Raw genomic sequence first — 13214 nt, 5'->3', positions numbered from 1 at the left:
TGCTTCAATCATTCCGTAATTTGCACGCAAAGGTAACAGTTGCGCACGTTGGCGCGTATAATGCGCGGCGTTCATGTAAACGGTATGCCTTATTTAAGGAGAAAAAGATGACGGCAGTTGCCCCGGTAATCACCATTGATGGGCCGAGTGGCGCAGGGAAAGGTACTCTGTGCAAAGCGATGGCGGAAGCATTGCAATGGCATCTTTTAGATTCGGGAGCAATCTATCGCGTGCTGGCGCTGGCCGCGCTGCATCACCATGTGGACGTGGCGTCAGAAGAAGCGCTGGTTCCGCTGGCTGCGCATCTGGATGTGCGTTTCGTATCGACCGATGGCAACCTGGAAGTCATCCTTGAAGGGGAAGACGTGAGCGGCGAAATCCGTACGCAGGAAGTGGCTAATGCGGCCTCTCAGGTCGCTGCGTTCCCGCGCGTTCGTGAGGCGCTGTTACGTCGTCAGCGCGCGTTCCGTGAAGCCCCGGGGCTGATCGCTGACGGACGCGATATGGGAACGGTGGTATTCCCTGATGCGCCAGTGAAAATTTTCCTTGACGCCTCTTCGGAAGAACGTGCTCAACGCCGCATGCTTCAGTTGCAGGAAAAGGGGTTTAGTGTTAACTTTGATCGCCTTTTATCCGAGATAAAAGAGCGCGATGACCGCGATCGTAACCGCGCCGTCGCCCCACTTGTTCCTGCAGAAGATGCATTAGTTCTGGATTCAACCAGTTTAACTATTGAGCAAGTGATTGAAAAAGCGCTACAATATGCGCGCCAAAAACTGGCACTCGCGTAATCGCGACCGATTTAGCAGTACCCCCGCTGCAATGGATTGACGGCGGGTATGTGAAACAACCCCATCCGGCACGGAGCCAGGTGGACGTTAATATTAACCTGAAGATTAAACATGACTGAATCTTTTGCTCAACTGTTTGAAGAATCCTTAAAAGAAATCGAAACCCGCCCGGGTTCCATCGTTCGCGGTGTTGTTGTTGCTATCGACAAAGACGTAGTACTGGTTGACGCCGGTCTGAAATCTGAGTCCGCCATTCCGGCAGAGCAGTTCAAAAACGCCCAGGGCGAGCTGGAAATCCAGGTTGGTGACGAAGTTGACGTTGCTCTGGACGCAGTAGAAGACGGCTTCGGTGAAACCCTGCTTTCTCGTGAGAAAGCTAAACGTCACGAAGCATGGATCACGCTGGAAAAAGCTTACGAAGAAGCTGAAACTGTGGTCGGTGTTATCAACGGCAAAGTTAAAGGTGGCTTCACTGTTGAGCTGAATGGTATTCGTGCGTTCCTGCCAGGTTCTCTGGTAGACGTTCGTCCAGTTCGTGACACTCTGCACCTGGAAGGCAAAGAGCTTGAGTTCAAAGTAATCAAGCTGGACCAGAAGCGTAACAACGTTGTTGTTTCCCGTCGTGCCGTTATCGAATCCGAAAACAGCGCAGAACGCGATCAGCTGCTGGAAAACCTGCAGGAAGGCATGGAAGTCAAAGGTATCGTTAAGAACCTCACTGACTACGGCGCATTCGTTGACCTGGGCGGCGTTGATGGCCTGCTGCACATCACCGACATGGCGTGGAAACGCGTTAAGCACCCAAGCGAAATCGTGAACGTGGGCGACGAAATCACTGTTAAAGTGCTGAAGTTTGACCGCGAGCGTACTCGTGTATCCCTCGGCCTGAAACAGCTGGGCGAAGATCCATGGGTAGCTATCGCTAAGCGTTACCCAGAAGGTACTAAACTGACTGGTCGCGTAACCAACCTGACTGACTACGGCTGCTTCGTTGAAATCGAAGAAGGCGTTGAAGGTCTGGTGCACGTTTCCGAAATGGACTGGACCAACAAAAACATCCACCCATCCAAAGTTGTTAACGTTGGTGATGTAGTGGAAGTGATGGTTCTGGATATCGACGAAGAACGTCGTCGTATCTCCCTGGGCCTGAAACAGTGCAAAAACAACCCATGGCAGCAGTTCGCGGAAACCCACAACAAGGGCGACCGTGTTGAAGGTAAAATCAAGTCTATCACTGACTTCGGTATCTTCATCGGCCTGGACGGCGGCATCGATGGCCTGGTTCACCTGTCTGACATCTCCTGGAACGTTGCAGGCGAAGAAGCAGTTCGTGAATACAAAAAAGGCGACGAAATCGCTGCAGTTGTTCTGCAGGTTGACGCAGAGCGTGAGCGTATCTCCCTGGGCGTTAAACAGCTCGCAGAAGATCCGTTCAACAACTGGGTTGCACTGAACAAGAAAGGCGCAATCGTAAACGGTAAAGTGACTGCAGTTGACGCTAAAGGCGCAACCGTAGAACTGGCTGACGGCGTTGAAGGTTACCTGCGCGCTTCTGAAGCTTCACGTGACCGCGTTGAAGATGCCACTCTGGTTCTGAACGTAGGCGACGACGTTGAAGCTAAGTTCACCGGTGTTGACCGTAAGAACCGTGCAATCAGCCTGTCTGTTCGTGCTAAAGACGAAGCTGATGAGAAAGATGCAATCGCAACTGTTAACAAACAGGAAGATGCAAACTTCTCTAACAACGCAATGGCTGAAGCTTTCAAAGCAGCTAAAGGCGAGTAATATCAGGTTCTCAGCATCATTTGCGCTGTAACGCATTTACAGCGTGAAGGATGAGGAGCAAACTTGACAGATTGCAGGATTCGTCCTGTAATCAATAACAAAGGGCGGCTACGGCCGCCCTTGTTTAATGAGCTGTTCAGCTAATTGGTTTGAAAGGAACCGGAGGAATCATGACCAAGTCAGAATTGATTGAAAGACTTGCCAGTCAGCAACCGCATATCCCTGCCAAGGCAGTGGAAGATGCCGTAAAAGAGATGCTGGAGCATATGGCCTCCACTCTTGCCCAGGGCGAGCGCATTGAAATCCGCGGTTTCGGTAGTTTTTCTCTGCACTATCGTGCTCCACGTACCGGGCGTAACCCGAAAACTGGCGATAAAGTCGAGCTGGAAGGCAAGTACGTTCCACACTTTAAGCCGGGTAAAGAACTGCGCGATCGCGCCAATATTTACGGCAACTGAGTTTAGCCAGCCGGTTAAACTGGGTTCGAAAGAAAGCACCTGCGGGTGCTTTTTTTGTCTCTGTCGCTTTCCTTCTGAAGGTGCCCCGCATTTTTCCGTTTCGTTTTCTGCAAACCGATAAAAACAGAACAGCGCGCGCTGTAAAACGTACTTTTCCCATCTGACAATTCGCTCTGCCTGATTAGATACTGCCCCTCTGAAACAGGGAGGTAGCAATGGGAATTCCCGCGCTTAGCGTCTGCGTCATTCTGGCAATAGCCCCGTTACTCTGGTTACCTGAACTGCCATCACGCCACACCGTGTGGATAATGATTGTTGGCGGGGTCGTGCTGGCCGCACGGCGAAACGTACGACTGAAGTATGCGGGTCTCACGCTGTTATTTTGCGTGTGGGGTATTTTGGCTGCGAAGGAGAGCGTCTGGCCGATGCAGCATTTAACCACGGGGGCCGTGCAGGCTGAGGTAGCGATCACCGCCACAGATGGCGCAACGCAGCATCAGGGAAACATTCTTCGCGTTGATGGCAAGCGCTGGTGGGCCTCTACCGGCATAACGCTGTATGGCAATTATCTGCCACAGAAAGCGTGTGCCGGTCAGCGCTGGAGCATGACGCTCAGGCTCAGACCTGTCCATGGCGAACTGAACGACGGCGGTTATGATTCCCAGCGTAGCGCCTTTGCCCGCCATCAAACGCTGAGCGGTCACTTCACCCGTGCGGAACTCGTCGATGGACGCTGCAGCCTGCGAGCGCAATATCTCATGTCACTGCAAAACCGCCTTTCTGCTTACCGATGGGGGGCGGTTATTCTCGGACTGGGAATGGGCGAACGTCTGGATGTGCCCCGGGAAATACAAGACCTGATGCGTGAAACCGGAACGCTGCATCTGATGGCTATTTCGGGTCTGCATATCGCGCTGGCGGCATCCCTCGCCTGGTTACTCGCGCGTGGGATTCAGTTTTTATTACCCAGCCACTGGATCCAATGGCAAATGCCTCTTCTGGCCGGGTTGTGCTTTGCCGCTTTCTACGCCTGGCTTACCGGTCTGCAGCCTCCTGCGCTACGCACGGTCATCGCGCTTGCTGTGCTTGCAATGTTACGGATCGCTGCCCGGCAATGGTCTCCCTGGCAGGTATGGGGTTGCTGTATCGCGGCGATCCTGATAAGCGATCCCTTAGCCATACTCTCGCAGAGTCTGCTCTTGTCTGCATTTGCTGTCGCCGCGCTGATTTTCTGGTTTCAGTGGCTGCCTCTTCCTGGCTGGCACCGGGTACGACGTATACGGCCGCTGCTGAACCTGATCTATCTGCAGGTCGGCATGCTGATGCTGCTGATGCCGCTACAGGTTCTGATTTTCCATGGTTTCAGCATCTCCTCCCTGGTCGCGAATCTCTTTTCCATTCCCCTGGTGACGTTTGTCTCCGTGCCGCTGATCCTGCTCGGCATGCTGCTTCATCTGCTGCCGCTGGCGGCACCTGAAAGCGTTGTCTGGTTCGCAGCCAATAAGTCACTTGCCGGGCTGTTCTGGCTCCTCATGCGCCTGCCTGACGGCTGGCAGAGTGTCGACCAACGCTGGCAGTACATGACATTACTGCCCTGGCTTATCATCATCGGATGGCGCTTTCTTGCCTGGAAAACCCTTCCTGCCGTTTGTCTTGCAGGAAGTGCCTTACTGACATTTCCTCTGTGGCGAACGGAAAAAAGCGACAGCTGGACGCTGCATATGCTGGATGTGGGGCAGGGGCTGGCGATGGTCATTGAACGGCAGGGAAAAGCCATTCTCTATGATACCGGGCTCGCCTGGCCGGGCGGGGATAGCGCGCAGCGGTTGATTATCCCGTGGCTTCGCTGGCATCACCTGCGGCCTGAAGGCGTTATTCTCAGTCATGAACACCTCGACCATGCGGGAGGACTCGCATCGTTGCAAAAAGCGTGGCCGGACGCGTGGGTAAGAAGCCCGTTGCGCCAGGCGGGACATCGGCCCTGTTTTCGCGGGCAGAGATGGAAATGGCAGGGACTCTCCTTCACTGTCCACTGGCCCCCCGAAAATTACCCGGCTCAGGGAAATAACCATTCCTGCGTGGTAAAGGTGGACGACGGTGAGCAGAGCGTTCTGCTAACGGGGGACATTGAAGCGCAAGCGGAACAGGCTATGCTTAGCCATTACTGGCGTTATCTGACGTCCACGCTTATACAGGTGCCCCATCATGGCAGCAATACTTCGTCGTCATTGCCGCTGGTACAGCGGGTGGAAGGTCAGATTGCACTGGATTCCGCGGCCCGCTATAACGCATGGCGATTCCCGTCGGCAAAAGTTGTCCGACGCTATCGAAAAGAGGGGTACATCTGGCACGATACCCCTCATTCTGGACAAATATCGGTGACATTCTCGCAACATCACTGGCAAATCCGGCGCTTGCGGGAGCAATTTTTACCCGTTTGGTATCATCAGTGGTTTGGCGAGCCCGTCGATAACGGGTAGAATATGCGGCTATTTCAACGAATGCTGGTTTTTTGAATGCATAACGACAAAGATCTCTCCACGTGGCAAACCTTCCGCCGACTCTGGCCGATGATTGCACCCTTTAAAGCAGGCCTGATCGTGGCGGGTGTAGCGTTAATCCTCAACGCAGCCAGCGATACTTTTATGCTATCGCTCCTCAAACCGTTACTGGACGACGGTTTTGGTAAAACGGATCGCTCAGTGTTGCTATGGATGCCTCTGGTGGTTATCGGACTGATGATCTTACGCGGCATCACCAGCTATATTTCCAGCTACTGTATTTCCTGGGTATCAGGGAAAGTGGTGATGACCATGCGCCGTCGCCTGTTCAGCCACATGATGGGCATGCCGGTCTCGTTCTTTGACAAGCAGTCTACCGGGACGCTGCTGTCTCGTATTACCTACGATTCTGAGCAGGTTGCCTCCTCGTCCTCAAGCGCGCTGATCACCGTTGTGCGTGAGGGCGCGTCAATCATCGGTCTGTTCGCGATGATGTTCTATTACAGCTGGCAGCTGTCGATCATCCTTATCGTTCTGGCGCCGATAGTTTCTATTGCTATCCGCGTCGTCTCAAAGCGCTTCCGCAATATCAGTAAGAACATGCAGAACACGATGGGGCAGGTGACGACCAGCGCGGAACAGATGCTGAAAGGGCATAAAGAAGTTCTGATTTTTGGCGGTCAGGACGTCGAAACCAAACGCTTTGATAAAGTCAGCAACAAAATGCGTCTGCAGGGGATGAAAATGGTCTCGGCCTCTTCCATTTCTGACCCGATTATTCAGCTGATTGCCTCCCTGGCGCTGGCATTCGTCCTGTATGCAGCAAGCTTCCCGAGCGTCATGGAGACGCTGACGGCGGGTACTATCACCGTGGTCTTCTCCTCGATGATCGCCCTGATGCGTCCGCTGAAATCCCTGACGAACGTCAACGCCCAGTTCCAGCGCGGGATGGCTGCCTGTCAGACGCTGTTCAGCATTCTGGATTCCGAACAGGAAAAAGATGAAGGTACACGCGAGATTGAGCGCGCCCGTGGCGACGTTGAATTCCGCAATGTCACTTTCGCCTATCCTGGACGTGAAACGCCGGCGCTGCGTAATATCAACCTGTCCATTCCGGCGGGTAAAACCGTGGCGCTGGTGGGCCGTTCCGGCTCGGGTAAATCAACTATTGCCAGCCTGATCACCCGTTTCTACGATATTAACGAAGGTGAGATCCTCCTGGACGGTCATGATCTGCGGGAATATACCCTGCAGTCGCTGCGTAACCAGGTGGCACTGGTCTCCCAGAACGTGCACCTGTTCAACGATACTGTGGCAAACAACATTGCGTATGCGCGCACGGATGAATACAGCCGCGAGCAGATTGAGAATGCCGCGCGTATGGCCTACGCAATGGACTTTATCAACAAGATGGATAACGGTCTGGATACGATAATCGGTGAGAACGGGGTGCTGCTCTCCGGCGGTCAGCGTCAGCGTATCGCCATTGCGCGTGCGCTGCTGCGCGATAGCCCAATTCTGATTCTGGACGAAGCGACCTCCGCACTGGATACGGAATCTGAACGCGCTATTCAGTCTGCGCTGGATGAGCTGCAAAAAAACCGTACCTCGCTGGTGATTGCGCACCGTCTGTCGACTATCGAGCAGGCTGACGAAATCGTCGTGGTTGAAGACGGCATCATTGTTGAACGCGGAAGCCATGCTGATTTGCTGGAACACCGCGGCGTTTACGCCCAGCTTCATAAGATGCAGTTTGGCGAATGATTGCACGCATCTGGTCCGGTGAATCCCCGCTGTGGCTCCTGCTTTTGCCGCTCTCCTGGCTATACGGCCTGGTGAGCGGCACTATCCGTCTGTTTTACCGTCTGGGGCTGAAGCGTGCCTGGCACGCGCCGGTTCCGGTGGTGGTGGTCGGTAATCTTACGGCGGGCGGCAACGGTAAAACGCCGGTGGTGATCTGGCTGGTCGAGCAATTGCAAAAACGCGGTATCCGCCCGGGGGTGGTATCGCGCGGATATGGTGGTAAAGCGGGGCGTTATCCGCTGCTGCTGACGGCGGAAACCACGACTGCCGAAGCGGGTGATGAGCCGGTATTGATTTTCCAGCGTACCGGCGCGCCGGTTGCGGTCTCCCCGGTGCGCAGCGACGCCGTTCAGGCACTGCTTGCCGAACATGCGGTACAAATCATTATCACTGACGATGGCCTGCAACACTACGCCCTGGCGCGTGATAAAGAAATTGTGGTGATCGACGGGGTCCGCCGTTTCGGTAACGGCTGGTGGCTGCCGGCCGGACCCATGCGTGAACGCGCTTCGCGCCTTAAGTCCGTTGATGCGGTGATTGTGAACGGTGGTGAGGCAAAAGCGGGTGAAATCCCGATGTACCTGCAGCCGGGCCTGGCGATCAACCTGGTGACGGGTGAGCGCCGGTCGGTTGCTGAGCTGCCTTCACTGGTGGCGATGGCGGGGATTGGCCATCCGCCGCGCTTCTTTGCGACGCTGGAACAGTGTGGTGCCCGGCTGGAAAAACGCGTTCCGCTGGCCGACCACCAGGCGCTGGTGGAAGGGCAGGTAGACGCCCTGACCGTACCCGGGCAGTCGCTGATCATGACCGAAAAAGATGCGGTGAAATGCCGTGCCTTCGCGAAAGAAAACTGGTGGTATCTGCCGGTTGACGCTGAACTCAGCGGCGAGCAGCCGGAACGTTTGCTCAAGGAACTGATTGCGTTGGTGAAATAAACGCTTACGCGGTTCTGGTGGCGCTTTGACTGACAGGATAACGCATGTCTTTACCGCAACTCTCGCTTTCAGCCGCACGTTATTTACACCTTGCCGCGCAGGGGCTGCTTAAAAAGCCCCGCCGCCGCGCGCAGCCTGCCGATATTCTCTCGACCGTCCAGCGCATGTCGCTACTTCAAATCGACACCATTAACATTGTGGCGCGAAGCCCTTACCTGGTGCTGTTTAGCCGTCTGGGGAATTATCCTTCGCAGTGGCTGGATGAGGCGCTCAGCAAGGGGGAGTTAATGGAGTACTGGGCGCACGAAGCCTGCTTCCTGCCCCGCAGCGATTTTGCCCTGGTTCGCCACCGTATGCTTGCTCCGGAAAAGATGGGCTGGAAATACCGTCAGGCGTGGATGCTGGAACATGCGGCCGAAATTGAGCAGCTAATCGCGCATATTCAGGATAACGGTCCCGTACGCTCCGCCGATTTTGAACACCCGCGCAAAGGCACCAGCGGCTGGTGGGAGTGGAAACCTCATAAGCGTCATCTCGAAGGGCTGTTTACCTCAGGCAAAGTCATGGTGATTGAGCGGCGTAATTTTCAGCGCGTGTACGACCTGACGCATCGCGTGATGCCGCACTGGGACGACGAGCGTGACCTGCTTACCCAGGAGGCGGCCGAGGCCATCATGCTCGAAAACAGCGCCCGCAGCCTGGGGATTTTCCGCACGCAATGGCTGGCAGATTACTATCGCCTTCGCCAGCCCGCGTTGAAACCGCTGCTGGACATCTGGCAACGCGAACAGCGCGTCATCCCGGTCACGGTGGAAACGCTGGGCGAAATGTGGCTGCATGCGGATCTCCTCCCGCTACTGCCTCTGGCCCAGGAGGGGAAACTTCAGGCAACCCACAGTGCGGTGTTGTCGCCTTTCGACCCGGTCGTCTGGGACAGAAAACGCGCCGAGCAGCTGTTCGACTTTAGCTACCGGCTGGAATGTTATACCCCGGCGCCAAAGCGCCAGTATGGTTACTTTGTACTCCCGCTGCTGCATAAGGGGCAACTGGTCGGGCGCATGGACGCCAAAATGTACCGCAAGACCGGCACGCTTGAAATCATTGCGCTTTATCTGGAAGAGGGCGTCAGGGTGACGGCGAGCCTGGAAAAAGGGTTAACGTCCGCCATTAGCGAATTCGCGCGCTGGCAGGGCGCCCGCGACGTGACGCTGGGCCGGTTACCCGACGGGCTGTTTACATCCTGTCGAAGTGGCTGGGAAACAGGCACTCCCTGAAAAGGGAATGTGTTAAGCTTTAGCGATTACCCATACGGAGGAACTATGGATCACCGTTTACTTGAAATTATTGCTTGCCCGGTATGCAACGGCAAACTCTACTACAGCCAGGACAAACAGGAGCTGATTTGCAAGCTGGACAGCCTGGCTTTCCCGCTGCGTGACGGCATTCCGGTACTGCTGGAAAATGAAGCTCGTTCCCTGGTGGCAGAAGAGAGCAAACCATGAGTTTTGTTGTCATTATTCCTGCGCGTTATGCCTCAACGCGTCTGCCTGGTAAACCGCTGGTGGATATCAACGGCAAGCCGATGATTGTGCATGTTCTTGAGCGTGCGCGTGAATCCGGTGCCGATCGCGTGATTGTTGCTACCGATCATCCTGACGTCGCCCGAGCGGTTGAGGCAGCAGGCGGTGAGGTATGCATGACCCGCGCCGATCACCAGTCCGGCACCGAGCGTCTGGCGGAAGTGGTTGAGAAATGTGGTTTCAGTGATGATACGGTCATCGTTAACGTGCAGGGTGACGAGCCAATGATCCCGGCGGTGATTATCCGTCAGGTTGCAGAAAACCTGGCTCAGCGTCAGGTTGGTATGGCGACGCTCGCGGTGCCTATTCACCACGCCGAAGAGGCATTCAATCCGAATGCCGTGAAGGTGGTCATGGATGCCGAAGGCTATGCGCTCTATTTCTCGCGCGCCACCATTCCGTGGGATCGCGATCGCTTTGCGCTCTCTAAAGAGACCATCGGCGATACTTTCCTGCGTCATATTGGGATCTACGGCTATCGGGCCGGTTTTATTCGTCGATATGTTACCTGGGCGCCGAGTCCGCTGGAGCATATCGAAATGCTGGAGCAGCTTCGCGTGCTCTGGTATGGCGAAAAAATTCACGTTGCCGTTGCCAGCGAAGTGCCTGGAACGGGCGTTGATACGCCGGAAGATCTTGAGCGCGTTCGCGCCGAGTTGCGCTGATATAGCCTGCATCCCTCCTGACGGGGGGATGCCCTCTCCCTCGCTAATTCCCCTTTCTTTTCCCTAATTGTTCTCTTCCGGGTGACATCTTCCTTCTGGACGCTCATTATAAAAGCAGTAGTCTTAATGGGGGTAATCTCATATGGAACAGCTGCGTGCCGAACTTAGCCATCTGCTGGGTGAGAAATTAAGCCGGGTCGAATGCGTGAGTGAAAAGGCCGATACCGCGCTTTGGTCGTTGTATGACAGTCAGGGCAACCCAATGCCGCTGATGGCCAGAAGTTTCACCTCGCCGGGCGTTGCCAGGCAGCTGGCATGGAAAATGTCGATGCTGGCGCGTGAGGGAACCGTCCGTATGCCGACGGTGTACGGCGTGATGACCCACGAGGAACACCCCGGCCCGGACGTGCTGCTGATTGAGCGTTTACGCGGCGTGCCCGTTGAAGCGCCCGCGCGCACGCCGGAACGCTGGGAGCAGTTAAAAGACCAGATTGTCGAGGCGCTGCTGGCCTGGCATCGTCAGGATAGCCGCGGGCTTGTCGGTCCGGTCGACAGCACTCAGGAAAACCTGTGGCCGCTGTGGTATCGCCAGCGGGTGGAAGTGCTGTGGGGAACGCTTAACCAGTTCAACAATACCGGTTTAACCATGCAGGACAAACGTATTCTGTTTCGCACCCGCGAGTGCTTACCGGCGCTGTTCGACGGTTTTAATGACAACTGCGTGCTGATCCACGGTAATTTCACCCTGCGCAGCATGCTCAAAGACTCACGTAGCGATCAGCTTCTGGCGATGTTGGGGCCGGGTATCATGCTCTGGGCTCCGCGCGAATACGAGCTGTTCAGGCTCAGCGACAGCGGGGCGGCGGAAGGTTTACTGTGGCACTACCTTCAACGCGCGCCCGTTGCAGAGGCGTTTCTCTGGCGGCGCTGGCTTTACCTGCTCTGGGACGAAGTCGCGCAGCTGGTGAATACCGGACGTTTTAATCGCGCAAATTTCGATCTGGCAACAAAATCACTCTTGCCTTGGCTCGCCTGACGATCCTTTCAGCCACTGCCAGAGGCGTCCGAGCGTCTCATAACCGACGCGATCGCTATGCATCAGCCAGGCCGGGGATGGGATCGCCCGTTCCCACGGGTTGAGCGGCGCGTCGATGGCCATCTGGTTTGCCGGTGCGGGAAGCGGGTGCAGGCCTTGCTTCTCAAAGAAAATCATCGCGCGCGGCAGGTGTGAGGCGGAGGTCACCAGTAAGAACGGGACATCGCCTATTGCCTGCTTCACTGCGGCAGCCTCTTCTTCGGTATCTTTTGGGCTGTCGAGAGTGATAATTGAGGAACGCGGCACGCCGAGTGATTCCGCTACTCTGGCACCTGCCTCAGCCGTACTCACCGGGTTCGTTTTGGCTGCCGCGCCGGTGAAGATCATTTTTGATCCCGGATTTGCCAGCCAGAGGCGAATGCCTTCGTTTAGCCGTGGCAGGCTGTTGTTGATCAGGTTTGAACTGGGGGCCCAGTCAGGATCCCAGGTATATCCGCCGCCCAGCACCACGATATACGCCACTTTCTGATTTCCCTGCCATGTTGGGTACTTATTTTCGATGGGGCGTAACAGACCATCCGCGACCGGCTGCAGGCTCAACAGCAGCAGGACAAACCAGCCGAGCGTAATAAGCGTTTTGCCACTCTTCTGAAAGCGACTGAACCACACCAGCGCCAGCCCCAGCGCGATGATGATGAGCAGCAGCGGAAGGGGAAGCATCATCCCTCCAATGTATTTCTTAAGGGTAAAAAGCATCCTTTTTGGTTCCTTTTTTGACCATATAGCAGGTGATTACCCGTGATATTACACCAGAGAGGTTCATTCTCCGCGCGGGTGTGACAAAATAGCGGTTTTGCAGTTAGCGAGTGGAACTCTCCCAATGCGGGATCGCAATTTTGATGACATCGCGGAAAAGTTTTCGCGCAACATTTATGGCACCACGAAAGGGCAGCTCCGTCAGACGATCCTCTGGCAGGATCTGGACACCATTCTGGCTACCTTTGGTGGGCAAACGTTGCGCGTGCTGGACGCCGGTGGCGGTGAAGGGCAGACGGCGATAAAAATGGCCGAGCGCGGTCATCACGTCACGCTTTGCGATCTTTCTGCTGAAATGGTCGCCCGCGCGACGCGTGCTGCAGAAGAGAAAGGTGTGAGCGACAACATGCATTTTATACAATGCGCCGCTCAGGACATCGCGCAGCATTTGGAAACCCAGGTTGATCTGATATTGTTTCATGCGGTGCTGGAGTGGGTTGCCGATCCGCAAAGCGTGTTACAAACCCTGTGGTCGATGTTGCGCCCGGGCGGCACGCTGTCGCTGATGTTCTACAATGCTAACGGCTTCCTGATGCACAACATGGTTGCAGGCAACTTCGACTATGTGCAGGTCGGGATGCCCAAAAAGAAAAAGCGCACGCTTTCCCCGGACTATCCGCGCGATCCACAGCAGGTTTATGGCTGGCTGGAAGCGATTGGCTGGCAGATCGTCGGGAAGACGGGCGTTAGGGTGTTTCATGATTATCTGCGTGAAAAACACAAACAGCGTGACTGTTTTGACACCTTAACAGAATTAGAAACGCGGTATTGCCGTCAGGAGCCTTTTATCAGCCTTGGCCGCTATATTCACGTCACCGCGCACAAGCCGCAGATGCAAGGATAA

Annotated in this window: 12 protein-coding genes; 11 read left to right on the top strand and 1 reads right to left on the bottom strand. The window is 55.4% G+C overall.

Features of this window, described 5'->3' with window-relative positions:
* Window positions 1-107 precede the first annotated feature (107 nt).
* From cmk to ADJ24_RS17555, 10 genes are all read left to right on the top strand, one after another.
* Window positions 108-791 carry a (d)CMP kinase gene (cmk, locus tag ADJ24_RS17600; RefSeq protein WP_013097305.1) on the top strand — a complete coding sequence of 228 codons (684 nt, stop codon included), beginning with the start codon at window positions 108-110 and terminating at the stop codon, window positions 789-791.
* Between the two features lie 111 nt (window positions 792-902).
* Window positions 903-2576, top strand: coding sequence for a 30S ribosomal protein S1 (gene rpsA / locus ADJ24_RS17595; RefSeq protein WP_008499966.1), 1674 nt, complete (start codon window positions 903-905; stop codon window positions 2574-2576).
* Window positions 2577-2746: 170 nt separating this feature from the next.
* Entirely contained in the window at window positions 2747-3034 is a 288-nt protein-coding gene (ihfB, locus tag ADJ24_RS17590; RefSeq protein WP_008499965.1) for an integration host factor subunit beta, read from the top strand.
* A gap of 215 nt (window positions 3035-3249) precedes the next feature.
* The gene (locus ADJ24_RS17585) at window positions 3250-5514 is read left to right on the top strand and encodes a ComEC family protein (protein WP_048703207.1); all 2265 of its coding nucleotides are present in this window, start codon (window positions 3250-3252) and stop codon (window positions 5512-5514) included.
* Between the two features lie 36 nt (window positions 5515-5550).
* Window positions 5551-7299: a lipid A ABC transporter ATP-binding protein/permease MsbA gene (gene msbA, locus ADJ24_RS17580; RefSeq protein WP_023310998.1), complete on the top strand. Its 1749-nt coding sequence runs from the start codon at window positions 5551-5553 to the stop codon at window positions 7297-7299.
* Window positions 7296-8273 (top strand): tetraacyldisaccharide 4'-kinase, encoded by a 978-nt coding sequence (gene lpxK, locus ADJ24_RS17575; protein ID WP_023310999.1) that lies wholly within the window; start codon window positions 7296-7298, stop codon window positions 8271-8273. Before msbA ends, lpxK begins: the two co-directional genes overlap by 4 nt.
* Window positions 8274-8317: 44 nt before the next feature.
* Window positions 8318-9547, top strand: coding sequence for a winged helix-turn-helix domain-containing protein (locus ADJ24_RS17570; RefSeq protein ID WP_023311000.1), 1230 nt, complete (start codon window positions 8318-8320; stop codon window positions 9545-9547).
* Window positions 9548-9592: 45 nt separating this feature from the next.
* Complete coding sequence (gene ycaR / locus ADJ24_RS17565) at window positions 9593-9775, top strand: protein YcaR (RefSeq protein ID WP_006174474.1); 183 nt, start codon at window positions 9593-9595, stop codon at window positions 9773-9775.
* Complete coding sequence (kdsB, locus tag ADJ24_RS17560) at window positions 9772-10518, top strand: 3-deoxy-manno-octulosonate cytidylyltransferase (protein ID WP_023311001.1); 747 nt, start codon at window positions 9772-9774, stop codon at window positions 10516-10518. Before ycaR ends, kdsB begins: the two co-directional genes overlap by 4 nt.
* A 142-nt stretch (window positions 10519-10660) precedes the next feature.
* Entirely contained in the window at window positions 10661-11554 is an 894-nt protein-coding gene (locus tag ADJ24_RS17555; protein ID WP_023311002.1) for a YcbJ family phosphotransferase, read from the top strand.
* On the opposite strand, the gene elyC is transcribed toward ADJ24_RS17555, so the two are convergent.
* Window positions 11531-12310: an envelope biogenesis factor ElyC gene (gene elyC, locus ADJ24_RS17550; protein ID WP_023311003.1), complete on the bottom strand. Its 780-nt coding sequence runs from the start codon at window positions 12308-12310 to the stop codon at window positions 11531-11533. The two genes, ADJ24_RS17555 and elyC, sit on opposite strands and share 24 nt — an antisense overlap.
* A 124-nt stretch (window positions 12311-12434) precedes the next feature.
* On the opposite strand from elyC, the gene cmoM reads away from it, so the two are divergent.
* Window positions 12435-13214 carry a tRNA uridine 5-oxyacetic acid(34) methyltransferase CmoM gene (gene cmoM / locus ADJ24_RS17545; protein WP_023311004.1) on the top strand — a complete coding sequence of 260 codons (780 nt, stop codon included), beginning with the start codon at window positions 12435-12437 and terminating at the stop codon, window positions 13212-13214.

The sequence above is a fragment of the Enterobacter sp. 940_PEND genome (assembly GCF_001059415.1).
GTDB lineage: Bacteria > Pseudomonadota > Gammaproteobacteria > Enterobacterales > Enterobacteriaceae > Enterobacter > Enterobacter cloacae_M.
Note: the sequence above shows the minus strand (reverse complement) of the source record. Positions and strands in the feature narration are given on the sequence as shown.

Coding starts and splice junctions, on each gene's coding strand:
- msbA (WP_023310998.1), top strand. CDS start 5,551: ATGCATAACGACAAAGATCTCTCCACGTGGCAAACCTTCCGCCGACTC.
- ADJ24_RS17585 (WP_048703207.1), top strand. CDS start 3,250: ATGGGAATTCCCGCGCTTAGCGTCTGCGTCATTCTGGCAATAGCCCCG.
- ycaR (WP_006174474.1), top strand. CDS start 9,593: ATGGATCACCGTTTACTTGAAATTATTGCTTGCCCGGTATGCAACGGC.
- ADJ24_RS17555 (WP_023311002.1), top strand. CDS start 10,661: ATGGAACAGCTGCGTGCCGAACTTAGCCATCTGCTGGGTGAGAAATTA.
- cmk (WP_013097305.1), top strand. CDS start 108: ATGACGGCAGTTGCCCCGGTAATCACCATTGATGGGCCGAGTGGCGCA.
- elyC (WP_023311003.1), bottom strand. CDS start 12,310: ATGCTTTTTACCCTTAAGAAATACATTGGAGGGATGATGCTTCCCCTT.
- lpxK (WP_023310999.1), top strand. CDS start 7,296: ATGATTGCACGCATCTGGTCCGGTGAATCCCCGCTGTGGCTCCTGCTT.
- cmoM (WP_023311004.1), top strand. CDS start 12,435: ATGCGGGATCGCAATTTTGATGACATCGCGGAAAAGTTTTCGCGCAAC.
- ADJ24_RS17570 (WP_023311000.1), top strand. CDS start 8,318: ATGTCTTTACCGCAACTCTCGCTTTCAGCCGCACGTTATTTACACCTT.
- ihfB (WP_008499965.1), top strand. CDS start 2,747: ATGACCAAGTCAGAATTGATTGAAAGACTTGCCAGTCAGCAACCGCAT.
- kdsB (WP_023311001.1), top strand. CDS start 9,772: ATGAGTTTTGTTGTCATTATTCCTGCGCGTTATGCCTCAACGCGTCTG.
- rpsA (WP_008499966.1), top strand. CDS start 903: ATGACTGAATCTTTTGCTCAACTGTTTGAAGAATCCTTAAAAGAAATC.